This window comes from Nocardia sp. NBC_00508 (assembly GCF_036346875.1).
GTDB lineage: Bacteria > Actinomycetota > Actinomycetes > Mycobacteriales > Mycobacteriaceae > Nocardia.
In genome coordinates this window covers 593,956-619,289 of sequence record NZ_CP107852.1, presented here as the reverse complement: position 1 = coordinate 619,289, position 25,334 = coordinate 593,956, and the positions used below count along the sequence as shown (strand labels likewise).

General features: G+C 67.2%; 16 protein-coding genes. 7 read left to right on the top strand and 9 right to left on the bottom strand.

All coding sequences use genetic code 11. From position 1 onward, the window contains the following. Positions 1-19 precede the first annotated feature (19 nt). Entirely contained in the window at positions 20-832 is an 813-nt protein-coding gene (locus tag OHA40_RS02590; protein WP_330231459.1) for a TetR/AcrR family transcriptional regulator, read from the bottom strand. A 162-nt stretch (positions 833-994) separates the two neighbouring features. Here OHA40_RS02590 and OHA40_RS02585 point away from each other — a divergent pair, with 162 nt between their 5' ends. From OHA40_RS02585 to OHA40_RS02560, 6 genes are all read left to right on the top strand, one after another. Continuing rightward, on the top strand, positions 995-1,792 hold the full coding sequence (locus OHA40_RS02585; protein WP_330231458.1) for an ABC transporter ATP-binding protein: 798 nt from the start codon (positions 995-997) through the stop codon (positions 1,790-1,792). Beyond that, entirely contained in the window at positions 1,789-3,123 is a 1,335-nt protein-coding gene (locus OHA40_RS02580) for an FtsX-like permease family protein (protein ID WP_330231457.1), read from the top strand. Before OHA40_RS02585 ends, OHA40_RS02580 begins: the two co-directional genes overlap by 4 nt. A gap of 54 nt (positions 3,124-3,177) precedes the next feature. After that, positions 3,178-4,434, top strand: coding sequence for a saccharopine dehydrogenase family protein (locus tag OHA40_RS02575; protein ID WP_330231456.1), 1,257 nt, complete (start codon positions 3,178-3,180; stop codon positions 4,432-4,434). Positions 4,435-4,531: 97 nt separating this feature from the next. Further along, positions 4,532-6,469, top strand: coding sequence for a fumarylacetoacetate hydrolase family protein (locus OHA40_RS02570; protein WP_330231455.1), 1,938 nt, complete (start codon positions 4,532-4,534; stop codon positions 6,467-6,469). A gap of 86 nt (positions 6,470-6,555) precedes the next feature. Further along, a complete protein-coding gene (locus tag OHA40_RS02565) occupies positions 6,556-7,038 on the top strand; it encodes a GNAT family N-acetyltransferase (RefSeq protein WP_330231454.1) in 483 nt (160 codons plus the stop codon). A 58-nt stretch (positions 7,039-7,096) separates the two neighbouring features. Continuing rightward, the gene (locus OHA40_RS02560; RefSeq protein ID WP_330231453.1) at positions 7,097-7,681 is read left to right on the top strand and encodes an NAD-dependent epimerase/dehydratase family protein; all 585 of its coding nucleotides are present in this window, start codon (positions 7,097-7,099) and stop codon (positions 7,679-7,681) included. A 282-nt stretch (positions 7,682-7,963) separates the two neighbouring features. On the opposite strand, the gene OHA40_RS02555 is transcribed toward OHA40_RS02560, so the two are convergent. From OHA40_RS02555 to OHA40_RS02520, 8 genes are all read right to left on the bottom strand, one after another. Then, on the bottom strand, positions 7,964-9,103 hold the full coding sequence (locus OHA40_RS02555) for a MarP family serine protease (RefSeq protein ID WP_330231452.1): 1,140 nt from the start codon (positions 9,101-9,103) through the stop codon (positions 7,964-7,966). Positions 9,104-9,216: 113 nt separating this feature from the next. Then, a complete protein-coding gene (locus OHA40_RS02550) occupies positions 9,217-11,964 on the bottom strand; it encodes a fumarate reductase/succinate dehydrogenase flavoprotein subunit (RefSeq protein WP_330231451.1) in 2,748 nt (915 codons plus the stop codon). Continuing rightward, entirely contained in the window at positions 11,961-12,704 is a 744-nt protein-coding gene (locus tag OHA40_RS02545; RefSeq protein WP_330231450.1) for an ABC transporter ATP-binding protein, read from the bottom strand. Before OHA40_RS02545 ends, OHA40_RS02550 begins: the two co-directional genes overlap by 4 nt. Beyond that, a complete protein-coding gene (locus tag OHA40_RS02540) occupies positions 12,701-13,555 on the bottom strand; it encodes an ABC transporter permease (RefSeq protein WP_330231449.1) in 855 nt (284 codons plus the stop codon). Before OHA40_RS02540 ends, OHA40_RS02545 begins: the two co-directional genes overlap by 4 nt. Beyond that, positions 13,552-14,976, bottom strand: a complete 1,425-nt coding sequence (locus tag OHA40_RS02535) for an ABC transporter substrate-binding protein (RefSeq protein WP_330231448.1) — start codon at positions 14,974-14,976, stop codon at positions 13,552-13,554. The genes OHA40_RS02540 and OHA40_RS02535 overlap by 4 nt, the downstream gene beginning before the upstream one ends. 12 nt (positions 14,977-14,988) lie before the next feature. Further along, positions 14,989-15,216 carry a 4Fe-4S dicluster domain-containing protein gene (locus OHA40_RS02530; RefSeq protein ID WP_014984269.1) on the bottom strand — a complete coding sequence of 76 codons (228 nt, stop codon included), beginning with the start codon at positions 15,214-15,216 and terminating at the stop codon, positions 14,989-14,991. Then, positions 15,217-15,975, bottom strand: coding sequence for a GntR family transcriptional regulator (locus tag OHA40_RS02525; RefSeq protein WP_330231447.1), 759 nt, complete (start codon positions 15,973-15,975; stop codon positions 15,217-15,219). 412 nt (positions 15,976-16,387) lie between these two features. After that, positions 16,388-24,502 (bottom strand): NUDIX domain-containing protein, encoded by an 8,115-nt coding sequence (locus OHA40_RS02520; protein ID WP_330231446.1) that lies wholly within the window; start codon positions 24,500-24,502, stop codon positions 16,388-16,390. 48 nt (positions 24,503-24,550) lie between these two features. Between OHA40_RS02520 and OHA40_RS02515 the strand changes: the two genes are divergently transcribed. After that, the gene (locus OHA40_RS02515; RefSeq protein WP_330231445.1) at positions 24,551-24,958 is read left to right on the top strand and encodes a hypothetical protein; all 408 of its coding nucleotides are present in this window, start codon (positions 24,551-24,553) and stop codon (positions 24,956-24,958) included. Positions 24,959-25,334: the final 376 nt, after the last annotated feature.

The following is a 25,334-nucleotide window of genomic DNA, read 5'->3' as shown; positions in this document are numbered from 1 at the left end:
CCGGTCAGAGTGGCGGGCGCTAGGCGGTGGCGCGGTCGGGAACGATTTTCGCGACGCCGTCGAGCAGGCAGCGCAAACCGAAGTCGAATATGCTCTGCGGCTGCGAGGCATCGAACGCGTCGGCGTCGAACCGGGCGATCATCGGCAACTCGCCGGAGGCGAAGATTTCCTGGACCTTGCTGCTGCGTGCGTCCATCCACTGTTCGCGGGTATCGCTCGCGTACCTCTCCCTGGCGAGCGGATACGCGGCGCTCTGGGTGTGTGTGGAGACCATGATCGCGATGCGCACCATGGTCGGGAAATCGAGGCCGAGGCCGTCGACCGCGCGGATGCGCCAGTCGGTGTACCCCATCATGCGCGGTGCGGCCGGCGGGCGGGTGGTGATGGCGAACAGCTGTGGTACCCAAGGGTGTTCGCGGTAGATGTCCCACTCCTGGTGGGCGGACAGTTCCAGCTTCGCCCGCCAGCCCGGCGGGCCGGGTTCCGGCAGCGGGTGGTCGCCGAATACGGCGTCGATCATCAGTCCGCCGAGTTCCTCCTTGCCGGGAACATAGCGGTACAGCGACATCACACCGACGCCTAGTTCGGCCGCGGTGCGGCGCATGGACGGGCCTGCGCCGCCCTCCCGGTCCGCCAGCGCGATCGCGGCGCGCACCACGCGGTCGACGGTGAGCGCGGCACCGGCCTCCTCGGTCGGCTCGGCGACTTCCTGTTGCTTCGCCGCGACGCGTTCCCGATACGCCCGTGCCCGGCAGGCGCGTGAGCAGTATCGGGCGGGCCTGCCACGCACCGCGGGCGCCAGCATCCGGCCGCACACCTGGCAAGTCGGCATCCCGAGACTCTTTTCGTCACAAAATTCGGTCCGTGACGAAAGTCTACTCGATGCCGGGCGCGTGTCGGTACTCAGCGGCTGAGTACGGATGAAATGCCAGTTCACTGGCGGTTACTCGCATCTATATGTCGACAGGTTAGGAGCGTTCAGTACCATGCATTTATGACTCGTACAGTGTATTCAGAGAGAGTGTCGGAGTCGACGCTCTCGCGCTACAGCGTGGTGTTGCGTGAGGTGGTCAAGGTTTACGGAGCGGGCCCAACCACGACGAGGGTCCTCGACGGCGTGAGCCTGGCATTCCCCCGCCGCTCCTTCACCGCTGTCATGGGGCCGTCCGGCTCGGGTAAGAGCACGTTGCTGCAGTGCGCGGCCGGACTGGATCGGCCGAGTTCGGGATCGGTGGTGATCGATGGGGTCGAGCTGACGATGCTCGACGAGGACGCACTGACGCGGCTGCGTCGCGATCGGCTCGGCTTCATCTTCCAGTCCTACAATCTGGTGCCGACCCTGACCGTGCAGCAAAATGTCACGCTCCCCATGGAATTCGCCTCCCGGCGGATACCGGCCGGTGCTGTGCTGGATGTCCTGGCCCGGCTCGGTCTCGCGCAGCATGTGCACGCGCGGCCTGCGGCGTTGTCCGGCGGTCAGCAACAGCGGGTGGCGATCGCCCGCGCGCTGCTGAGCGGGCCGGCGGTGATCTTCGCCGACGAGCCGACCGGTGCGCTCGACAGCCGGTCCGCCGCCGAGGTGCTCGGCTTGCTCCGAGATGCCGTCGACAGCGCGGGGCGCACCATCGTGATGGTCACCCACGATCCGGTGGCCGCATCTGTCGCCGATGCCGTGGTCTTCTTCGCGGACGGGCGGGTGGTGGACGCGATGCCGCGGCCGACCGCCGACGCCGTCGCGGCGCGAATGGCGCGGCTGGCCGATGGCCTTGCCTACCATGGCGGTGTTCGATGATGTGGCGCTTCGCATTACGCACCGTGCGGGCCCGCGTGTCGGCGTATGTCGCGTCGGCGTGCGTGATCGGTACGGGGACAGCGCTGTTGACCGCGTTCGCCGCGCTGGTCGAGACCGGTGTCGCCGCGCCGGATGGCAGTGCGAAATCCTTGGCGATCCTCGCGGCGATCATGGGCGGCTGGACTGTCGCTGTCGTGGCGTTCGGCATCGCCTCCACCGTCACGCTCGTGATCCAGGCGCGCAGGCGGGAGCTTGCCCTGCTCCGATCGATCGGCGCCGTCCCCCGGCAGGTGAGCGGCGCGGTGCTGGTGGAGACGATCGCGGTCGCGCTGCCCGCGGTGATCATCGGACTCGCACCCGGTATCGGGCTCGGCGCGTTTCTCCTCGACCGGATGCGGGCGGTGGGTGTGGTGGACGCACCGATCCAGCTGGTCGTGAGCTGGCGGACTGCTTGTGCGGGCGTGGCCATTTCGCTGCTGTCGGCGGCGCTGGCCGCGGTGTTCGCGGGGCGTCGCGCGGCAACGGTCCCGCCGGTGCTTGCGCTGGCCGACGCCTCGGGTGCCGAGGAAGGCGTGGTCTCCCGAGCGAAGCCGATGATCGGTGTGGCATTCCTGCTGCTCGGCCTCGGCTGCGGGGTCAGCACGCTGTTCATGTCCGACGGACCGCTGCTGGCGGCAGTGGCCGGACCGGCCTGTATCGGTGTCGCGATCGGTGCGGCGCTGTTGAGTCCCGCTGTCGTCGCGGTGGCCGGGCGGGTCGACGCATGGGTGCCGAGCAGCGTCGGCCGGTTGGCCGTGCGCAATCTGAACGCCCGCGCCGCGGCCGCGAGCACTGTCGTCGGACCGCTGGCGCTACTCGTCGGCATTGCGACCGGCACGCTGTACATGCAGAGCACCGAGGACAGCATCGTGAAGCGTGTGCCCGACGACATCGGTCCGCAGTTCGCGGCCGCGAATTACCTTGTCGTGGCGATGATCATCGCGTTCTGCACGATCGCCGTCAGCAACGCGCTGATCGCGGCGACGTGGGATCGGCGGCGGGAGTTCGGCCTGCTCCGGCTGACCGCGTCGACGCGGCATCAGGTAGTGGGCGTGGTGGCCGTCGAAAGCGTGGTCGCAACGGCCATCGCGGTCGTTCTCGGCACGATCGCGGCGGCGGCCACCGCTGTTCCCTACAGCATCGTGAAGACCGGCTCGCCGATCCCCTCCGGGCCGTGGTGGATGTACCCCGCGATCGTCACGGGCAGCTTCGCGATCGCCCTCGCCGCGACCTCGTCGACGAGTGTGCGCGCCACCCGGATGCGGCCGGTCGTCGCCCTCACAACACCATGAGCCCGAGTCTCGGCGCAAAGCCTCACACAATCATTGATCGGAAGTAGATAAGCCATGGCAGAGAATCGAGAATTCGACCTCATCCTCTTCGGCGCAACGGGTTTCGTCGGAAGGCTCACTGCGAAGTACCTCGCGGGCGGGGCGCCGGAATCGGCGCGTATCGCGCTGGCCGGGCGTTCGCTGCAGAAGCTGACCAAGGTTCGCGACGACCTGGGGCATGCCGCCGCCGGGTGGGGTCTGGTAGTGGCAGATGTCGCCGACCAGACCGCGCTCGACGCGCTGGCCGCGCGGACCACCGCAGTGGTCACCACGGTCGGCCCGTACCAGCGCTACGGCATGCCGCTGGTGGCCGCCTGCGCGAAGTCGGGCACCCATTACGCCGACCTCACCGGCGAGTCGGTATTCACCAGGGACGCGATCGACCGCTTCCACGATCAGGCAGTGACCACCAGCGCGAAGATCGTGAATTCCTGTGGCTTCGACTCGATTCCGTCGGACTTGTGCGTCTACCAGCTCTACCGCAGCACCGTTGCGGACCACTCCGGCGAACTCGAGGACACCACACTCATCGCGACCGTGCAGGGTGGTGTCAGCGGCGGCACCATCGACTCCGCACGCGCCATGTTGGAAGTCATCGCGGCAGACCCGTCGAAGCAGTCGGTGATATCCGATCCGTACTCGCTGAGCCCGGACAAGTCGATGGATCCGAATGTCGGCCGTCAGTCCGATCGGGCGCTGCAGCGGGCGAAAACGATCGCTCCGCATTTGGAAGGTTGGGTCGGTACGTTCGTCATGGCACCGCACAACACGAAGATCGTACGGCGTAGCAACGGCCTGCTCGGTTGGGTGTACGGCAAGAATTTCCGCTACCGAGAGGTCATGGACGCGGGAAAGACGTACGCGGCGCCGATGATCGCCGCCGCAGTGTCGGGCGGAATCGTCGCAGGAATGGCGGCGGGCGCCGTGCTGTCCAGATCGTCGGGGGGACGCAGGCTCCTGGATCGGGTGCTTCCGAAGCCCGGCACCGGACCGAACGAAGAGTCCCTCGCCCAGGGATGGTTCACGATGAATACCTACGCCCGTACTTCCTCGGGCGCCGAATACGTGGCAACCTTCTCCGGCGCCGGCGACCCCGGCTACCAGGCGACCGCGGTAATGCTCGGCGAGAGCGGCCTGTGCCTGGCCTTCGACGGCGCAAAGCTGCCGCAGCGGGCCGGAATTATCACTCCGGCAACGGCAATGGGCGATCTGCTCACCGACCGGCTGCGGGCCACGGGGATGACGATCGAGGTCGAACGGTCCCGATCGTGAACATGGACTCGCTGCTATCTGCATCAGCCATGACCTTTACTTGTCAGCCAACACGGCATATGTTGGCCAACATAGATTCGAGCCATGGAGGTCGACGATGCGGTGGGTGACCTACAAGTCCGAGCGTGGCGATCGCGTGGGGGTGGTGTCCGGCGAGACCGTTCACGCTCTTCCGCCGGGGATACGTCTGATCGATCTGATTCGACACGGCACGGACGCACTGCATGCGGTCGGCGAGAAGGCGCTGCGAACCCCGGACGAGGTGGTCCGGCTCGACGAGCTGACACTGCGGGCGCCGATTCCGGAACCGCCGGCGATCCGCGACTGCCTGTGCTTCCTGGACCATATGCGGAACTGCCAGGAGGCGATGGGTGCACCGCGGACGCTGAAGGATGCCTGGTACCGGATTCCGGCGTTCTACTTCGCGGCACCGTCGACCGTGCTGGGTCCATACGAGGATGCGCCTACCGCACCCGGAAGTGCATGGCAGGACTTCGAACTCGAGATCGGTGCGGTGATCGGTCGCGGCGGCAAAGACTTCACTGTCGCGCAGGCGGAAGAGGCGATCATCGGATACACCATCTTCAACGATTGGTCAGCGCGTGATCTGCAGGCGCTGGAGGCCCAGCTGGCGATCGGGCAGGGCAAGGGAAAGGACAGCGGCATCACGCTCGGCCCGTATCTGGTGACCGCCGACGAGCTCGAGCCCTATCGGCGCGACGGCAGATTGAGTCTGGAGGCCGCTGCTCTGGTGAACGACGAGGTGATCGGGTCCGGGTCGACCGGCGCGATGGATTGGAGCTTCGCCGAGGTGATCTCGTACGCCTCGCGCGGGGTCGAGTTGCAACCGGGTGATGTGTTCGGTTCTGGCACCGTACCGACCTGCACGCTGATCGAGCATATGACGATGGCCGATCCCAAGGCCTTCCGGAGCTGGCTCGAGGAGGGGGATGTGGTGACGCTGCGGGTGCAGGGCCTCGGCGAAACCCGCCAGACGGTGCGCCGTACTCCCGCCCCCCATCCGGTCGCCGAGCGTCCGAACCCGGATCGGGAACCGCCCGCGCCGCGGGTGAACCGTGCGGCGGCGTTGGTCCCGTACACGAAGGGGCTGCACGATCTCGGCAAGGATGTGTGGGCGTGGACGCTGCCCGACGGTGGTCTCGGCTGGTCGAACGCGGGCTTGATCGCGGGCGCAGGCGCATCCTTGCTCGTCGACACGCTCTTCGATCTGCCGTTGACCAGGGAGATGCTCGCCGCGATGCGGCCGATCACCGACCGCGCCCCGATCACGCACGTGCTGAACACCCACGAGAACGGCGACCATATCTACGGCAACCAGCTGCTCGGGGAAGCGGTCCGTATCATCACCGCGAAGCACACTGCCGAGGAGATGGCCCATGGGCTGGCCCCGGCGTTGATGGCGCTCACCCAAGTGCTCGACGTCGACCCGGTGACCAGCCGGTATCTACGAGAGCGGTTCGCGCCGTTCGACTTTTCGGGTATCCGGCTGCGTCAACCCGACGAGACCTTCGACCGCGAGCTGACCGTGCACGTCGGCGATCGCGAGCTGCGGATGCTCAACCTCGGGCCCGCCCACACGGCGGCGGACTCGGTCGTGCATGTGCCCGACGCCGGTGTGCTCTTCGCCGGTGACCTGCTGTTCATCGGATGCACCCCGATCGTGTGGAGTGGCCCCATCGCCAACTGGATCGCGGCCTGTGACACCATGATCGGCCTCGACGCCCCGACGATCGTGCCCGGCCATGGACCCGTCACCGATCCCGATGGCGTCCGTGCCGTTCGCGCGTACCTCGAGTACGTCAGCGCACAGGCCGATATCGCGCATGCGAGGGGGCTGTCGTTCCAGGAGGCGGCGCTGACCATCGATCTCGGCGAGTACGCTACCTGGCTGGATTCCGAACGGGCCGTGGTCAACGTCTACCAGCGCTACCGCGAACTCGACCCCGCTACACCATCCATGGGCGAGCTCGAGCTGTTCGGGCTGCAGGCCCACTGGCTTGCCCGTCGAGGCTGACCGCTCGGTGCGCAGCCGATCGCGCCGGTCCGAGCCGAGGCGAAAAATCCCTCGCGCACGGCCGGTCCCGGTGCCACGATCGGCTCGTGTCCGACCACGTCACGCTCGAACCCCTCGATGAACAGCTGCTCACCGAGCTGCTGCACGCCGCTGTGGCGGACGCCGCTCCGGTCGAGGTGATGCCGGTAGCAGGATCAGGCACGAGCTGGAATGCCCAGCGCGAAGCGGGTTTCCGGGAGTTCCATCGCGGCAGGGCGCTGGCAACTCCGCCGATCGAATCGACCTACTGCATCGTCGCGGACGGCGCGGTGGTCGGAGCCGCCCGGCTGTGCCCGATCGCGCCGGGCGCCGCCGAAGCCGGGGTGTGGATCGGCCGTTCCCACCGCGGCACCGGCATCGGAACCGCTGTATTCGCGCTGCTGATCGAGCGGGCAGCCGACGAGGGCTACACGTCACTGTTCGTGAGCACAACCGCGGAAAACACCGCAGTGTTGCGCATGCTGGCCGCCCGCGGAATCGAATACGTGGTGGATGGCGACAAGGTCACCGCCTGGGTGGGCTGTGTTTGAGTGGTGGCCACAAGGGGCCGCGAACGCGCAGCGCCGCCGACGCTGCAAGAATATTTACGTGCGGATCTTCCTGGCCGGTGCGACCGGCGTGATCGGTGTTCGTTTGCTTCCGCTGCTGGTCGAGGCGGGGCATGAGGTCGCGGGGATGACCCGGTCGGCGGCGAAGGCCGATCAGGTGCGGGCGGCGGGGGCCGAGCCGGTGGTGTGCGACGTTTATGACTCGGAGGCACTGACCGCGGCCGTAGTCGCGTTCGGGTCGGAGATGGTGATGCATCAACTCACCGATCTGCCGGATGACGCGGCGCTGGTTCCGGAACGGGCCGAGGCGAACGCGCGGATTCGCACCGAAGGTACGCGCAACTTGATCGCCGCGGCGCGGGCCGCGGGGGCGAAGCGCTTTCTCGCGCAGAGCATTGCCTGGGAGCCGCCGGCGGGGCGGGGTGCGGTGATTCGCGAGCACGAAGCGGCGGTGCTGGATATCGACGGCGTGGTGGTGAAGTACGGGCAGTTCTATGGTCCGGGAACCTATTACGAGACCGAGCTGCCCACGCATCCGCGCGTGCATGTCGACGACGCCGCGGAGCGGACGATCCCGCTGCTGGACGCTTCCAGCGGCATTGTGATCGTCGCCGACGCGTCGTAGCGAGCGAAGCGTGGACGTGCGACGCAGCTGTGCACGGCGGAGTGTAGTCGTGAGTGAGTCCGGCGAGTAGATCCAGAGCACAGTAGGTGCTCGCGTGCGCCGCAGCTGTGTGGGGGCGCGGTGTAGTCGTGCGGGAGCGTCGGGCGGGTAGACCGAGGACACAGGGCGTGGTCGCGTGCGATGGAGCTGTGCCCAGTCGTGCGGGAGGGTCGGCGAGTACACCGATCACGCAGCGCCCGGGCACGTGCGACGGAGTAGAGCGCCGGCGGGTGTAGACCTGCGCTACGTGGTGCAGGGGCCGGTATCGACCGGCTGGTCGGAGCGCCAACCGTGATCGAGTCGATCGAGAACTTCCGGAAGGCTCGTGGCGAACCCGACGCTGCCGTCGTTCTCGTCTACACCGAAGACGATGCCGAGCACACGGCCGCTGCGATCGACGAGCGGCCCGCCTGAATTGCCGTGCTGGATCGAGCCGTCGAGGGTGTAGATCTCGCGCTCGCCGAGACCGGTGCGGTAGATGTCGCGCACCTGGCGGGCGGCGCGGCTGCGTACCCGGGTCGCTACGGCGGTGTACGACCCGCCTCTCGGGTAGCCGAGCGCGATCGCGTCGGCACCTGTTCCGGCGGGCCGGGGCGCGACGGTGAGGGCGGGCGCGGTGAGACCGGGGACGGCGAGCACCGCCACATCCATGGTCGGATCGAACTGCACGACGCTCGCGCTGAGCGGCCCGGCGGCGGCGTCGACGGAGACTCTGCTGGAGCCCGCGACGACGTGGGCGTTGGTCAGCACCCGCTCCGGTGCGATCACGAATCCGGAACCGGATTGGCGAACTCCGCAGGTCGGCGCGAGATCCTGGATGCGAAGCACACTCGGGCGCAACTCGGCGGGCATGGGTCCTTCGGCAATGGCCGGATCGGGCGGCGCGAGCGGACGGGCCAGCCCGGCGTCCGCGATCGGCGCGGTGAGCACCTCGGACAGCCCGGACAACCAAAACGGGGCGAGATCGTCGACGGTCCGCACGGTGGTCGAATCACGCACCAGGGCCGCCGATTCCAGCGGCGCGGCGAACAACCACACCACCAGGGGTACTGCCAACGCATGGACGAAGCCGCCGCAGACAGCGTCCGCGCGTCGCCCGGCAGGTGTGGAAACGGCTGTGCGGGCGGTGCGCCCGGCCCGGTGCCCGGCGATCGCGCCGAACGCGACCAGTCCGGTGATCACCATCAGCACGAGCAGTAGCCGCACCGCGCCGGGAGCGAAGCTCGCGAGCGCCGTGGCCGACAGTGTGGCGCCGAGTATCGCACCCGCCAACGCGCCGGCGAACCCGAGCAGCGCCACGATCGCGCCGCGGCGCCAGCCGAGCGCCGCGGCGGCGACGAGTGCTACGAGCACGGCGAGATCCAGCCAGTTCGGCAAGGTCACCGCCCACACTCCCGTCGCTGATCATCGAGAATGCCGACGGTTTCGTCGCCGGCCTCCCCGTCACCGCCCGGCTATGACCCAGCTAGCGGATCGGCAACGGTAGACCCGCTAATCTAACCAGCGTTTCGAGCCGCGGCAACCAGCTTGTTCCAGGCGGTGGGCTGGGTGGCCAGCGCCCGCCGGGCATACGCGCGGACATCGGCGTCGGTGTCGTCGATCGCGTCGCGCAGTGCATCGTGTGCCGCGGCCAGGTCCGGCCACCCCGCCAGCGACAATACCGCCGCCTTGCGGACATCCAGATGGGGATCGCCCAGTGCCACCGCCAGAATCGGTACTGCGAGGTCCGGATCGGCTGCGGCGAGCCCGCGCGCCGCGCCCACCCGGATCTGCCAGGCCGAGTGGCGCAGGGCGGCCGCCAGTGCGGTGACGTCCTCGGGCTCGACGCCGAGTTGGGCGAACGCGGTGCACGCCGCGGCGCGCACCAGCGGGTCCTGGTCGTCGGCGAGGCGCCGAATCACCTCGGCGCCGCCGTCGCCGATCGCGGCGAGCCCGTGGGCTACCGCGATGCGCACCTCACGCTTGTCGTCGGCGACGAGGGTGGCGACACCGTCGCGATCGTTCAGTGCGACCAGGGCGCGGACCGACTCGATGCGCACCCGATGATCCACGTCGGCGAGCGCCGAGCGGTAGTGAGCGGCTGTCCCGGCCCGCAGGGCGCGCAGCAGATCGATCACGGTGGCGCGAACGACCGGGTCGGGTGAGCCGAGCCGGTCGGAAAGCCCGGTCGCCGAGGGTAAGACTTCCACCAGTTCGCGCAAGCTCGCCGCGGCCGCGCGCCGGACCGAGGCCGCCTGGTCGTCGAGCGCGTCGATCAGAGCCGTGGGGAAGCCGTCCGGCGTGTGCTCGGTGAGCACCGAGATCGCGGCGGCCCGCACGCCCGCATCCGGATCCGCGAGATAGGCCGACAGCTGTGGGACGGTCGGCTCGTCGAGCGCGAGCAGCGCCACGATGCGGGGCGAAGGGGGAGTGGCAGCTTGCTTTCCAGCGCCGGAGCCGACCCGGTCGTGCTCAGCGGCGACGCCGGTGTGCGGAGCACGGCCTGCGGCCGGTTGCGGCTGGTGCACCGGCACCGCCGCGACATCGGCCGAGGGCAGGTCGTCGAGTCCGGGCACCGGAACCAGGTACGGGGCCACCGGCCGCTTCAGGAACGCCATCGTCCCGTCGGGGTTCTTGCGGAGGTTGAGGTGGTATCGCCATTCGACATCGTCGCGTTCGGGGAGGTCGGCGCGCTCGTGGTAGAGGCCCCAACGGGATTCGGTCCGGGTCAGGGAGCTGCGGGCGGCCATTTCGGCGCAGTCTCGGATGAACGACACTTCGGCCGCGCGCATCAGCTCGTGCGGGGTGCGGGCGCCGATGCCTGCGATCTCGCCGCGCATCCGCTCGAAGGTCTCCACCGCGATCGCCAGTTTGGCGGCCGTCTTGGGCGGCGCCACGTAGTCGTTCACGAAGCGGCGCAGCTTGTATTCGACCTGTGGCTGCGGCGGCCCGTCCGGATGACGCAGCGGCCGGTAGATCAGTTCGTGCGCGGTGGCCAGCTGGTCCTCGGGCAGCTCATCTGGCGCCGCCACCGCGTCGAGCGTGGACGCGGCGTGCGCGCCCGCGAGATCGCCGAAGACGAACGCGCCGATCATGTAGTTGTGCGGTACGCAGGCCAGATCGCCCGCCGCGTACAGGCCCGGCACCGTGGTGAGCGCGTGCTCGTCGACCCACACGCCGGAGGCGGAATGCCCGCCGCACAAGCCGATTTCGGAGATGTGCATCTCGATGTCATGAGTGCGGTAGTCGTGGCCACGGTTGGTGTGGAATGTGCCGCGGGTCGGGCGCTCGGTGGTGTGCAGGATGCTTTCGAGTGTGCTCAGCGTCTCGTCGGGCAGGTGCGACACCTTGAGATAGATGGGTCCCCGCGCGGATTCGATCTCGCGCTTCACCTCGGCCATCATCTGACCGGACCAGTAGTCGGAATCGACGAAGCGTTCGCCATGGGCGTTGACCTGGTAGCCGCCGAACGGATTGGCCACGTAGGCGCAGGCGGGGCCGTTGTAATCCTTGATCAGCGGGTTGATCTGGAAGCATTCGATGCCGCTGAGCTCGGCCCCGGCGTGGTAGGCCATGGCGTAGCCGTCGCCCGCGTTCGTCGGATTCTCGTAGGTGCCGTACAGGTATCCACTGGCGGGCAGCCCGAGCCTGCCGCAGGGCCCGGTGGCCAGGATCACCGCCTTCGCGCCGACGGCCACGAATTCGCCGGTCCGCGTGTGCAGTGCGGCGGCGCCGACCGCGCGGCCGTTGTCGGTGAGCACGCGCACCGGCATGAGCCGGTTCTCGATGCGGATCTTCTCGCGCATCTTGCGCTGCCGCAGTACGCGATACAGCGCTTTCTTGACGTCCTTGCCTTCCGGCATCGGCAGCACGTACGAGCCGGAGCGGTGCACCCGGCGCACCGCGTACTCGCCGTACTCGTCCTTCTCGAATTTCACCCCGTAGCGCTCCAGCCGCTGCACCATGGCGAAACCGCGCGTCGCGGTTTGATACACCGTGCGCTGGTCGACGATGCCGTCGTTGGCCCGGGTGATCTCGGCGACATAGTCTTCCGGTTCGGCCTTGCCGGGAATGACGGCGTTGTTCACGCCGTCCATGCCCATCGCCAGCGCACCGGAGTGCCGCACATGCGCCTTCTCCAGCAGCAGCACGTTCGCGCCCTGTTCGGCGGCGGTGAGCGCGGCCATGGTGCCCGCGGTGCCGCCGCCGATGACGAGCACGTCGCAGTCCAGCCGGATTCGTTCCGACAGCGGCGGAGTGTTCATAGTTTCTCCAGGATTTCGGCCTTCGCCGCCGACCGGTCGATCGCCTCGCGCGGGTTGGGCACCGGCACCAGTGCGCGCAGCGTGCCGCCGCTCAGCACGGCGATGCGGTCGCCGAGTAGCAGTGCCTCGTCGAGGTCGTGGGTGACGAAGACGATGGTGGTGGGGTGGGCGCGCCAGGTGTCGATCAGCAGTCGCTGCATGGTCTCTCGCGTCTGGGTGTCCAATGCTCCGAACGGCTCGTCCATCAGCACGGCGCGCGGCGCGGCGGCCAGGCTGCGGGCCAGCTGGACGCGCTGACGCATGCCGCCGGAGAGGTCGCGGGGCAGGTAGTCGCCATACCCCGTGAGCCCGACCTCGTCCACCCAGTGCAGTGCGGTCGTTCGGCGTTCGGCGCGGGGTATACCGCGCAAGCGCAGGGCGAGTTCGATGTTCTGTCGCGCCGTGCGCCACGGCAGTAGCGCGTCGTCCTGGAACACCAGAGCTCGGTCGGCGGCGGGTCCGGTGACCGCGGAGCCGTCGGCCAGGATCGCGCCGCCTTCCGGAGCACGCAGTCCGGCGAGGGTGCGCAGCAGCGTCGACTTGCCGCAACCGGATTTGCCGACCACGACGAGGATTTCCCCCGGCGCGATGGTCAGGTCGAGCCCGTCGAGCACCGGTTCGCCGCCGTAGGCGATCCGGACGCCGGTGAGGCTCAAGCGCATTCCGGTCGATGCCGGTGCGTCGACGATCACGGTGGTCATGCCTCCACCTCTCTGGGCAGCCAGCGGGTGATGCGGCGGCCGGCCAGCTCGACCAGCCCCGACGTCGCGAAACCGAGGACGCCGATGGTGATCATGCCGACGAAGACCGCCGGGTAGTCCACGATGGTGTACGCCTGCCAGGTCCGGTAGCCGACGCCGAGGCGCCCGGAGATCATCTCCGCGGAGATCAGGCAGATCCACGCCACGCCGACGCCGACCGACAGGCCGCTGAAGACGCCGGGCAGGATGCCGGGGAACACCACGCGGGTGAGCACGTCCAGCCGGGACGCGCCGAGCGTGCGCAGCGCGTCCTCCCAGATCGTCGGCAGCGCGCGCACCGCGTGCCGCGTGCTGACCAGCACCGGGAACAGCGACGCCGTGAAGGTGATGAACACGATGCCGGACTCGTCGCTGGGGAACAGCAGGATCGCGACCGGGACCAGAGCGATGGCCGGAATCGGCCGCACCAGCTCGGCGAGCGGGCCGAAGGTGTCGGCGAGCAGCCGGGACCGGCCGAGACCGATGCCGACGATCACGCCGACCACGGCGGCCAGCCCGAAACCGGTGACGATCCGCAGCAGCGACTGGGCGATGTCCAGGTAATACTGGTCGGCGCGTAGCTGTGTGCCGAATTCGGCGACGATCTCGGTGACGGTGGGCAGCGTGTCGAAACGCAGTACCGCCCGCACGTTGCCCACCGTGAGCAGCTGCCACACCCCGACCGCGGCGGCGACCGACGCGACCCGCAGCAGGCGCGAGCGCCACACCGCCGATGTCGCGGCGGACAACCGGGTCGCGGTCGGCTCGGCCGTACCGACCGGTACCGAGGGGGCGGCGAGTTCGCTTGTCATCCGCGTACTTCCGTGACGGCCTGGTCGTAGCCGACCGGTGTGGCGGACGGATGCGCCTGCCGGTATCGCTGGGCGGCGGAGGCCGTCGTGAAGGGCAGGTAGGTGGCGCCCTCGCGCAGCCAGACCGACTTGTCGGCGAACCAGCGTGTGCCGAGCTCGGTGTCCGGGACGTAGGCGGCGCGGATCACCTTGCCCTGCGCCTTCGCGGCCTGGATCGCGCGCAGCAGGCAGGTCGGGTCGGCGGCCGGTTGCGGCTTGTCCGCGCCGTCCAGCCACAGCTCCCCGGCCAGCGTGGGATTCTCCGCCGCGGCACCGCACACGGGATCGGTGCCGGTGACACGCGTGGGATTGGCCTTGTCCGCCAGTTCGCGGTCGTAGTCGCGGCCGGTGTCCGTAAACGCTGTGCGCAGCGGGGCGTCGTCGACGAACCGGTCGATATCGAGGTCGGCGAAGTCGCCGATCGACTTCAGGTACGCCACATCGCCTTTCAGTGCCGCGATCAGGCTCGGCTCGAGCGTGGTGTCGAAACTCGTTCCGCCGGGACCGTTGTAGAGGTACACCACCTCCTGCGGCAGGCCGGAGCCGTCGGCGACGATCTTCGCGGCCTCGAACGGCTTCTCGCGCAGGAACTGGGTGGCGTCGAGTTGCGCGGCGAGGAACGCTTGGAGCACCTCGGGGTGCTCGGCGGAGTAGGCGCGCCGGGCGACCACGCCGTGGAAGGTCGGCACACCGAGTTCGGCGCCGTCGTAGAGCAACTTGGCCTTGTTCTGGAACACCACCAAGCCGGGCCACGCGACGAACTGCGAGAGCGCGCTCACCTGGTGGGATTCCAGCGCGGTCGCGCCGACCTGCGGCTGCTGGTTGAGCACCTCCACACCCTTGGCCGGATCGATCCCGGCCCGCGACAGCGCCTGCACCAGCGTGCCGTGCCCGGCCGAACCCACGCTGGCGGAGATCTTCTGCCCCGCCAGATCGGTGATGCTGTTCGCCGCCGAATCATTCGGCACCACAACCATGTTCAGCGCGCCCTTGAGGTTGTACCCGGTGACCGACACGAGTTCGGTGCGTGCGCGCTCGTTGACCTGGGTGCGGGAGCCGTTGATCAGCAGCGGGTAATCGCCCATCGACCCGATGTCGATCTTCTCGGCCACCATCTGCGCGGTGATCGGCGCGCCGGTGTCGTAGTCCTGCCACTCGACCTGGTACTTCGCGCCGCCGTTGTCGGTGATCTTCTGCAGCCGCTGCTCCAGGTAGCCCTGTGCGCGCAGCAGGGTACCCGCGGTGACGGTGTTGATGGTCTTGGACTGATAGCCGATGACCACCTTGACGGTGCCCGCCGGTGTGTCGTCGGTTTTCTCCAGGGAGCAGCCGGTCAGCGCGAGCGCGACGGCGAGCAGGACGGGGGCGAATTTCACTCTCATCGGACTTCCAGATCAGCGGAGCAGGTAGGGCATGTTGACGGTGACGGCGCCGGTGGGGCAGCGGGCCGCGCACGGACCGCAGTACCAGCACTCGTCCACGTGCATGAAGGCCTTGCCGTTGTCGGGGTTGATGGCCAGCGAGTCGAGCGGGCAGATCTCGACGCACAGCGTGCATCCCTGGATACAGAGCGACTCGTCGATGGTGACCGGGATGTCGGTGCGCTGGTTCACGAGTGCCATCTAGAGGACCTTCCATTCGGGGGTGCTGCTGCGGGTCAGGCTGCCGCGCATGGTGATTCGGTCGCCGCGCATGCGGATGTACTCCAGGTCGACCGGACGGCCGTCGTCGAGCCGGGTCAGCCGTTCCAGCATCAGCAGGGGTGCGCCGCCGGGGACGTCGAGGGTGGAGGCGGTGTGCGGGTCGGCGGGCACCGACTCCACAGCCAGATCGGCCGAACCGAGCGAGTGGCCGCTGATGCGTTCCAGCAGCACGAAGACGTCGGTGTGCTCCAGGTCGTGGCCGAGCACCTCGGTGCCGATGTCGGGCACCAGATAGGTGAGATCGAGGCTCAGCGGCAGGTCCGCGAGGTAGCGCAGCCGCTCCAGGTAGACGACGCGTTCGCCCGGTGCGAGGCCGAGGCGGCGCGCGACGGCGGGCGGTGCGGTGACGTGCATCGCGGCGCGTACCTCGTTGCGCACGGTGCCGTGGCCTTTGAAGGTTTCCTGCAAACCGAGCAGCGTGTCGAGCCCGTGGTCGTACTTACGAGTGGCGACCCGGGTACCGACCTTCGGCGCACGATCGATCAAACCCTCGTCCTTCAACAGGGCCAACGCATCGCGGACCGTATTGCGCGAGGCGCTGTACTCCGCGGCCAGCTCCTGTTCACTCGGTAGCGAGCCGTCGAACGCACCCGCGTGCAACTGGTGGCGCAAGATGTCGGCGACCCGCCGCGCCTGATCGGCACGCAACTGCCGCACCGGACTGGGTTCCGCCGCCACCGCATCTGCCTTTCTCTCGCTGACCTGCACAGATAGCGAAGATAATGCGCCAGCGACCACCTCCGGGCCCGCATAGCACCCGCCAGAATTCAGAGGATGTTATTGCGCGGGGCCGGCCCTGCCCCGACCCTGCCCCGACCTGGCACTATGCGCCGCGGCGCGGGCAATCCGCCACCCGTGCGACGGCAAGCACATTTCGATCACGCCGATCCGAATTCCGCGCGGTGCGGCAACGGACCGGCATATCTACGGAGCGGAGTCGTAGGTTTCCGCATCTGCGTCGACCTGCGCACCGAGCGCAGGGAACCGGCCGAGCTGCGCCACAAGAGGCGCCGGGTCGAGTGGAGAACGAGCTGCAGCGCGCAACGCCGTGGCCGACTTCGCATCATTCGATCGCGAAGAGGCAAAGCGTTCACCGAAAGAGGTTGGTGAGGCGGCCTTCTTCGTCGGTGGTGAGACAGGCGACGAAGGCTTCTTTCACTTCTCCGATGTCGCGGGCGTAAGACTGTTTCCATTCTTCGTATGAGCGGACGCGGGGGGCGCGTTCGGGGGCATCCGGGTGGTCGCGGTCACTGATGTCGGCGTCGAAGATGATTATTTCGCCGCTGCGACGGTTGTCGATGTTGATGACGGTGTAGGGGCGAATCCCCTTCTTCTTGCCGTTTTCCCTCTTCTTACCGTAGTCGAGGAAGACGACAGCAGTGTCTGCGCCGTCTTTCAGGTTTCGGACGTCGTCGATGATGTGGGCGAGAGGGTCTTCGCTGTCGGGGTCGAGGTGGGTTTTGACGAGTTGGGCGGCAATGAAGTCCCGGAGGTGGGTGACTTTCTTCAGTCGTGGTTTGGGTTTGGTTGCTTCGTTGAGGCCGAGTGCCCGCAAGACTTCGGCTGTTTGGTTGATGCCGTCGAGCAGTTCCCGGGCGCGGGAGGCGGCAGCCGGGTCCTCCAGCGCCTTGTCTTCTCCGAAGATTCGGCGGATGACGGACACGAACGCGATGGAACCGAATGCCGCGGCCATACCTATGGCTGTGGGCCCGGGGCCCCATGCTGCGATTGCGCCGGCGGCGCTCATGCTGCTCAGCCCGGCTGCAGCCCCTGATGTCATACCGCGGAGGGAACTCACACGTCCGCGTAGTTCAGACGGGACCGTCCTGGTCACGTGGGCGTTGATAGCCAAGTTGCTCGGATTGAAGACCATCCAGGCGCCTGCAAGTATCACCGGGGCCGCCCACGGGCCGGGGGTGGTTGCCAGCGCGCCGGCCGCCGCTGCCGCGGCGACCAATTTGGCGGTGAGTAGCCTGCTGATTCTGACTGCTTGCGCCCGCTCGTCGGCCAACCGCTTGATGAGTACCACGTTCGAGAGATTGATCCCGATAAGAGGGATCGCCGCCGCCATGCCTATCTGCCCCGGTGAAAGGCCGGAGTGGGCGAGCAGCCACGTGAGCTGGGTCCCTTGCGCACCTAGGAAGAGCCAGGTGAGACCGCCGTTGGTGTTGATGCGTCGAAGCAGGGGATGGTCCTGGATCGTGTGCACGCCTTGACGGATCGAGGTGCTGAAGCCTTCCCAGGCACTGTCCGATTCCGAAGTCTTCGGCGCGGCCGGCGTATCCGGCACCAGCGATATGGTCGCCGCGCTCACAATGTTCGTCCCGAGATTGATGGCCGGAGGGAAAGCGGCGCCGAGTGCCAGTATCGGAGGCCCGAGCCCTTTTGCCGCGAGTGAAATGCCTTCCCCTGCGACGGAATGGAAGCGTTCCAGTCCTTCTTGCGCGTCGCCGGCCTCCTCTTGGAGGTACCGGAACATCGTTGCCCTATAAAGCTGGTTCGAGACTACTTCCAGCGTCGTTGCTCCGACGAGCCCGGGGATGGTGTATGAATTTTGAGCCGCCACCGCGGCAATCGCCAACAGTGCTCCTGCCGACCCTATGCCCAGACCGCTCAGCATTACTCTCCTGGGCGAGCCGTGGTCGGCCAGATATCCCGCGAACGGTGCAACGGCGATCGGTAGCGCGCTGGTGATCAGCTCACCGACACCCAACGCCACAGGTCCGGCCTCCGCGGCCACGTAAAGGCCCATCGCCGTCGACGCCAGTACCATTCCGCCCGTGTGGGTGGCCTCGGTGGCGAGGCGTATGCCGAAAGCGGGGTCGGCGCGAATCACACTCAGCAGTGATGTGGTCCTTTTGGCACCTTCGCTGTCGTTCGACGGCTCAGTTTTGCTGGACTGCTCGGATCCGCTCGGCTCGATGCTGGAATCATTCGCCGCGGCGGATGTTTCCGGAGAATCAGGCGTTATCGGCGAAGGCTCGGGCACGTCCTGCTGCTCGGATGTGCCGCCCTGCGGTTGCGGGTTCCCCGGTGTATCCGGTTGATTTCGATTACCGAAACGCAGTACCCGCCACGGCCTTCCGGTCCAGGGATTGAAACCGAACTCCTGCATCGGTCCGTCTGCGGGGACATGGGTAGCCATCGCTCCACTGCGCGTCCGATTGCCGAACTCGTCGACATCGCCGAAGCCGTCGTGGCCGGGGGTTGGGACGCCGGGGCGGACATCGAGTACTTCGTCCGGACCGACGTGTGGATGGAAAGACAGTCCTGGGCCGGGGGCTGGTGCACCGCCGCCGGATTTCGCGGTCGAGCGACTGGTCGTGGGTGCGGGTGATGTGTGGTTTACCAGGACGCCGGTGATGTTGTCGCGGTCCTTTTTCCGCAGCGCGTTCTGTCGGAAGGCGCGCAGCGCGGCGAGAAGGTCGCCAGGGGACTGGTCCTGCGCGTGCTGGAGGACGTTCGCGAGGGACTCGGCCGCGAAGGTCTTCCCCCACAGTCCGTCCGTGCACAACAGCAGGTGCCCTTTGCGGGGAAGGGGAATCGTCTTGGCATGGGACGGCTGTTCACTTCCTGGAGGCATTCCCAGGTAGCGGGAAATGTGATGAGCGTAGGCATGTTCGAGTGCTTCGGCTTCGGGGGTGCCGGTGTCGACCAGTAGCGGGACGATCGAGTCGTCCCTGGTCAAACTCTCGGAGTCGGGGGCATTCTCGTCCAGCCAATATGCCCGGCTGTCGCCTTCCCAGTCCAAGGTGACCTGGTCGTGCTCTTCCAGTGCCAGCACGACTGTGCACGCCGGGGGGTGGGGCAGCCCACGGTATTCCGGCAGTTCGGCCAAGGCGCGGACCGCCTGTCGTGCTGCTGCGGTCGCTCCCTGCACTATCGACACACGATCGAATCGCCCGTCGGAGCCGACTTCGGCCAGGGCCGCTACCAGATAGTCGCGGGCTGTATCGGCCGCCGTGCGTGCGGCGAGTTCGCCATTGCGCGAACTCGAGACACCGTCGCAGACGACGGCCACCTGGATGGGTTTCCCCGCGACGTCGAGCTTCGCGATCGCGAAGGCGTCTTGATTGTTGTGATGGCCGCGGCCTGCGGGCCCTACGCCGATATCGCTGTATCCGGCAATCGAACCCAGGTCCTGCTGCACCGGAGGAGGCAGCTCGTGGCGCTGTCCCGGCACCGACTGCCCAGACTCGGACTGCGCCTCTTGTTCGGGGCGAGGTGCACCTACGCTCTGTTTCCGCTCGGCCGGTGCAGATCCCGATCGGCCATCGGAATTTTGGTCCTGCGTCATGGCGGCCAGTGCTGCCCCGACCTGACCGACTCGGGCATCAGCCGCCCGGTAGCGGCTCACGGCCTCGGCGGCCAGCCGGACCCGATCCCGAAGGTTCGGATGGACCTGTCCGTCGGTGGCCTTGTCCGCATCCACCAACGCCGCCAACCAGTCCGCCGCGGCGTTGAAGTGATGGACCAACAACCCGAACCGTTCACTCGGGACGGTCGGCGGTCGCTCCAACTCGGCCACCAACTCATCGATGAACCCGAGCATGGCGTGCAGCTTTCGATAGCGCGCCATATCCGCGTGCAACACCGCCGCGCGCGGATCTACTGAGGCGTCCCGTTCTGCCGCGATCCCCTCGCGCACCAACCACACCTGGTTCACATCGACCGACGCCGAGAGGCTCATGTCGCCCGCGCCGGTCGAGCTGTCCGCCCGGGCCGCCTGCAGCGCTGCCCCGCCTTGCTCGACCCGCTCGTCGGCTGCGCGGTAGCGGTCCACTGCCTCCGCCGCCTGCCGGTTACGGTCGGCAATGTCGGGGTAGACCTGCCCGTCGGTAGCATTGTTCGCGTCCATCAGCGCCGCCAACCACTCCGCGGCAGCATGGAAATGCTGTACTAGCAACCGGAGTCGATCCGACGCGATGGTTGCCTCCGGTTGCGAAAGCACCTCCCGCAACTTGTCGAGGTGCCCGACCATGCCGTCCAGCTTCTGGCGGCGGACCACATCCGCATGCGGATCTACCACGGCAGCATCACGTTCGGCGGCGACGGCCTCACGGACCAACTCCAATAGTCCGGTATCGACAACGGCCGATAGAGCTGCCACCACGGGCGCATTGCGGGGCCTTTCGCCCGGCGCCTGAGATGGACGCTGTTCGGGAGCATCCTGTTCGTGGCCGTTCCCGGGATTCCCGTTGTTCGCTGCGTCAGACGAGGACGGGGAGGCTGATGACCCGACGCCCGGTACACCATCAGGCGCGGTCATGAAGGCCAGATGTACGCCGCCCAGAAACTCCTCCGCAGATGTCACTCCTTGCATCGGAACCCCCTCATTCCGGGCCAGGCGCTTGCGGTCGGTGTCCAAGGCATCGGCTGGCGTACCTACATAGCTCTTCGGCACCGGCTTGGAGTCCAGCGCCGTCGTCGGCGGAGAACCCGGATTCCCCGCCGGCGACGGCTCGCCGAAGTCCGCGGCATCGCCTTGCACTGTCCCCCCACCGGCGGCGATCTCTGTCATCGCGATCACAGTGCGCTTCGAGACGGGGTCGAAATGGCGCTCCGTGACATAGAACTCAGTTCCCGATCGAAATAGCACCTCGAGCTCTCGTGGTTTGTCGGAGATCCTCGATACATCTTTGCCTGTTTTACTGATGATCCTCATCTCGACATTTGCTCTTTCCGCGACGCGGACCGGTATGTTGGTGATACTCCGAGAAGTCGAAGTGAAGGCAGCCTCAACTACAGTGTTACCCTCGCTGTACTGACCGAGAATTTCGGATGACAGCATGGTGAGGCGCACAACCGGTCCTTCGTAATCCGGCAGCTTGGCGAGTGCGTTGTTGATTGCATCTATGAACTCTTCGTATCCGAGGAGTGGATCCTCCTCATCATATATGTTCCGCAACTGATCATTGTAGGAACTGGAATTCAGGAATGTGTAATCCTGGATGGCAAGGACGTCTTCCCCGGTGAGCACCTCCGCGCGCTCGACATGCACCGATCCTGTTGAATCGGTAAGCGATGAAGTATGTTCATGTGACCGATCGCCGGTTGCGGCAGTTCCCACCCGAGATTCCGAATCCGGCCGCTCGAATGGTATCGGGTATAGACGATCAAGTGTCGGTACGGCTTCACCAACGCCTACGTTCCAGTCGAGGAACTCCGCGGATTCCGTAAAGTCCGGACTGTCACCCGGCGCCGACCCGAATGGAGGATGGGCCATCATTATCTCGGGTAGGCTACTCCGCAGCGCGCTGTGCAGATCCAAACGGTGTATCTCCTCAACGGTAAACCACCCGGCATCAACAGTCTCCCACCCGTCTACTGTCGGATTCAGCCGATAAGGCACGTCCGCTGTGTAAGTGACGTACGTCCAATCGTGTTCAGGGTGTGAGAACACATGTTGACCGGTCAATTTCAACTGGTCGAGGTAGTCCGGTGATGCGCCCGCCTCCTCGGCGAGCTCGCGGGCGGCGGCATTTGCGGGCGTCTCATTAGAACCCTTCGATCCACCAGGAAGCTGCCAATTCTCTTGTGCGTAACCGTGCCCCATTCGCACTAGAAAGTAACGCGCCACTCCAAAGATATCGACATGCCTCAGCATCACTCCACCCCCTCCGTACAACCCAGCAGGCCCGTAGCCCGCGACACACCCATCTCCTGGATCGCCAATGTCATCCAATATCTGAAAGGGGCTGGCATTGCCACCCGACATCGCAACAGCGGGCTCGGCCACCGCACCGCCGGAATTCGATGCATCACCGGCTACCGACGGCTCAGGTCGCGCAGGCTCGAACAGATCCGGGGAATCCAGATGCTGTGCTGGTTCAGTTGTCAGGGCACCGCCGCCGCGGGTCGTGGATGGCTCGGCGGGGTCGGGGGATCCCAGCGCGGGTGTGCTGGTCGATGTGCGCTGGTCGGCGGAAATATCGTCGGCCGCCCTGGAGATTGCGGTCTCCGCTTCCCGGTCCGTCGTGGTCGACGCGGACGTCGCGTCGTGGGCTCCGGCCGGTGTGGTGCCAGCTGCCGTGACTTTGTGCCGGGGACTCGGCGTGGGTGGGGTATCCGGCGGATCGGTCGGCCCTGTATTCGCCACTGCGGGGCGGCGTTTGGTCCACAGCGTCGTGTGATCCTCGGCCACGGCGCCGGTCGCCCGGACTCCCGTGTTCGGCTTCATGTCGCCCCAGTCGGGAGAAATCGTGCCCTGCGGCGAGGTTGCGGTTATGGCTGCGGGCGGGGTCGGTCCGCGTGGGAGGCCGACAATTGTTGCTGTGTCGAGTTCGAGGACTGCCCAGATGTCATAGCTGTCCGAGTTCGTCGCTGTTCCGGTGTCCATGGCGCGCAGTCCGTATCTGGCCAGGTCCGGTTCGTGGAGCGCGTTCATCGGCAGTGTTGGTGCTGCACCGGTGCCCCAGACGCGGAGGCCGATGCGGAGGATTTCGGCTTGGTCGTTGTCGTCCTGGACCATCACGAGTGTGAATAGCAGTGCTGCATGTGCGCCCGGCTCGATCCCGTGGTGGATCATGTCCTCGACGACCGAGTTCACTGTGGTTTTGATTCTGTCCGGCCAGAACTGTGTCATCAGTAGGTGAGCGGTGGCGCGGCCCAGACCCACGGCCACAGCGGCCGCCATGTCGGGCTTGATGTCGAGTCCGCGCATGTCCGCGTGGAGCTCGGGATCGCCGTGCACGGTGGCGGCATCGAGGAGCTTCAGCTGGTCGCTTCCGTGGATGGGTGCGAGCTGTTGCAGCGGCTGCCCCTCACGTGCGACTTTGCGAATGATGGAGGGCCCCGCACCGGCCTCGGGAATTTCGAAGAGGATGCGTCGGTCGTCGTTGGGCACCGCTGATTCGTCCCAGGGAGGGTCGAGGATGACTCCGATGGACGGTCCGTCGATCCTGGCGGTGTCCAGCCCCCGAGCGTGCAGGTTGGCGTAGTGATCCAAAAGCTGCCCCGCCGCCTCGGACGCCGTGGTCGCAGCTGCGTCCTCCGACCAGCTGCCCAGTGCCGCCTGCACCAGTCGGCGGGTCTCGTCGGCGACATAGCTCCAGGCCCGCCCGATGGGCACACCGGTGATTGCAGGCTGGCCCGGTGTTGTTGTGCGCGGCCCGGCAGTAGGCGGTTCTATGGACAAGTCGACAGGAGCGGGGTCACCCGGCGCCGCATCGGTCTCGGATGTGTCCCCCGGCTCGGGTTGCTCGCCCCGGGACCAGCCACCGCCGTGCACGCTGAATTCCGCGAGCTTGTCTACTTGTCTGGGTACCGGGCGGCCGTGGTCCCATGCCCTGCCGTGTTCGCCGAAGGGGTCTTCGGTGTCGGGGACGCCCATGGCCGACGCGGTCAACGGCGAACTCGCGCTCCACCGTGTCCGCCGCGGTGCATGGGACCGGTTCTCGGGCGGACTCGCGTCGATCACCGGCTGCGTGGCATTCCCGGGTAGCTCCGCATCCGGCACACGGGGCGCCCAGCTGACCTCGCTGTCGCGGAACCCGGGAGTCGGCGACGGATCGGTGCCGTCGCCGTTCGGACGTGACCTCTCCTCGTCCCGCGCGGTTCGGCCCTGATCGGCGGAGCCCTGCGCACCAGGTTCCAGGGTCGGTTGGGTGCCGGCATGAGAGAACGTCAAGGGGGTGGACGGTGGACGGTCGGTCGGTGCGTCGTCGCGGACGCCCCATTCATTTCGCATGGCGGTGGTGTGGCGGCGGACTTCGTCGAGCGCTTGGGTTGCGGTGATTTCCCGGTCGGCGAGTTGTTGGCTGAGTTCGCGTATTTTCTGGCTGTGTTCGGCGCGGAGTGCCGGGTTGTCGAGGGTCCAGGTCGGCGGGTATTGGTGGCCGGTGACGGGGTCGCGGAAGCCGGCGTCGCCGGTGAGGCGGGCGGCGAAGGCGTCCATCACGGTCCGGTCGGCGGGAACGCCGTCGATGGTGAGGCGGTAGTCGGCGTATTCGTCGATGATCGCCAGTGCTTCTTCGGTGGAGCGGATGCGCAGGCCGTGGTCGGCCATGGTGCGGCCGAGGATGCGGTCTGGTGAGTATCGTGCGGAGGTCAGGTCCTCGACTGCCAGGTCGAGGGTGTCTTCTAGGGACTCTGGCTTCGCGAGGGTTTGCAGGTCGACTCCGGCGATGGCTTGCACGAGGGGGTCGGGGTGGTGTTTTCCTGCTTGGGCCTTGGTGCGTTCGTCGAAGGCGGTTCCCATGATCATGGTGTGGATGCGGGCGGCGCGGTCGGGTTCGTATCCGAGGGACAGCGCGTGGGCGCGGGCGAGGTGGGCCGAGCGCAGTTCGTCGTATCCGTGCGGGTTGTTGCTGCGGCGGCCGTTGCCGTAGACGGCGTCGCTGTAGGTGTCGGCGGCGGCCGCGTCGAGCCGCTGGTGCGGGCGGGCGTCGATAGTGCCCAGGTGTGCTTGCAGCAGGCGCCCGTCGTCGGGGAGACCGAAACCGTTGTGGTAGGTCGCCGGGACGCGATATTCGGGCAGCTCGAGGTCGCCGATGATCTGGTTGGCCCGCCCGACATCGGGATCGCCGTAGAGGGTGGCACAGATGTGCATCCCGTTCGCGGCGAGCCGGACCGCGACCTCGGCATCGGGATGGTTGAGCGCTTCGGCCGGCAAAACCGAACGCAGGGCGTCGATCTCCCGAGCCAGCACATGCTGCGGTAGCGGCGGCCGCGTCGGGTCGAGCAGGCGGGCCCGGATAGCCGCGGTTTCGAGGAGATCCTGCGGCAAGCCACGTTCCTGGAGCACGGCATACACGTCGGTAAGGCTCGCGACATGGATACCTTCCGGGGTTTCCCAGGAACGCTCGAGCAGTTCACGATGTGACGGACCCGCGTCCTCTCCCATACCGATCGACATCCCGGCGTCGACCAGACGAGCAGTTCCATCGGCCGCCCGCGTCCGCGACGATCCCGGCTGCCCATGCAGATACCGGAACACCTCCTCGGGGACCGATACCTCCAGCCCGGCCCCCGCACGCGGCCCGCCCCCGAAGGCAGCGTCCACCGCATCACGGCCCAGCACCACCAATTCTCCAACC